Source organism: Leptolyngbya sp. CCY15150 (assembly GCF_016888135.1).
Taxonomy (GTDB): domain Bacteria; phylum Cyanobacteriota; class Cyanobacteriia; order RECH01; family RECH01; genus RECH01.
Genome location: NZ_JACSWB010000090.1, coordinates 1 through 637, shown reverse-complemented (window position 1 = coordinate 637; position 637 = coordinate 1). Strand labels below are relative to the sequence as shown.

The following is a 637-nucleotide window of genomic DNA, read 5'->3' as shown; positions in this document are numbered from 1 at the left end:
ACAACCTTGGATTGGGTATAACCTCTTCAATCGGTCTACCCAAGATCTTGGGCAAGTAAAGGCCATCTACGATCGCCCTGAAGTAAGGGCGATCGCTCAAAAAGGAGATAACTTACACAAAATCCGCCCGAGTTATGGCGGCAGCGTTGGTGTTGTCCAATCGCAATAGGTTGGTAGCACCCACCTTGATCAGCACATCATCACGCTGTTGGACGATAGAGAGTTGTCCGAACCGAAGGCCGACGATGTCGATGCGATCGCGTCCGTTTTGGAAATCGGTAACGCGATCGAAGCCATCGTTTTGGCGAATGACAATTAGGTCAAGCCCTTGCCCGGTGGTAATGAGGTCGTTACCGGTGCCGCCATCGATGCGATCGTTGCCTGTGCCGCCGATTAAGGTATCGCGGTCACTGCCTCCTTGAAGTGAGTCGTTACCGGCTCCACCATCAAGGCGATCGCTTCCTGGGCCGCCGACTAAGATATCGTCACCATCTCCCCCCAAGAGGCGATCGTTGCCGACTTGTCCTAAGAGGCGATCGCTTCCATCGCCACCAATGAGGATGTCATTTCCGGTTCCCCCCAAGAGACGATCGTCCCCGGTGCCGCCATTGAGAGTGTCATTCCCGTCGCCGCCAAT

At 54.8% G+C, this 637-nt stretch carries 1 protein-coding gene; it reads right to left on the bottom strand.

Annotation, left to right across the window (positions count from 1 at the left end; all coding sequences use genetic code 11):
* Positions 1-112 precede the first annotated feature (112 nt).
* Positions 113-637 (bottom strand): calcium-binding protein (locus JUJ53_RS00690; RefSeq protein ID WP_343327866.1); only part of this gene is annotated, 525 nt, incomplete at its 5' end.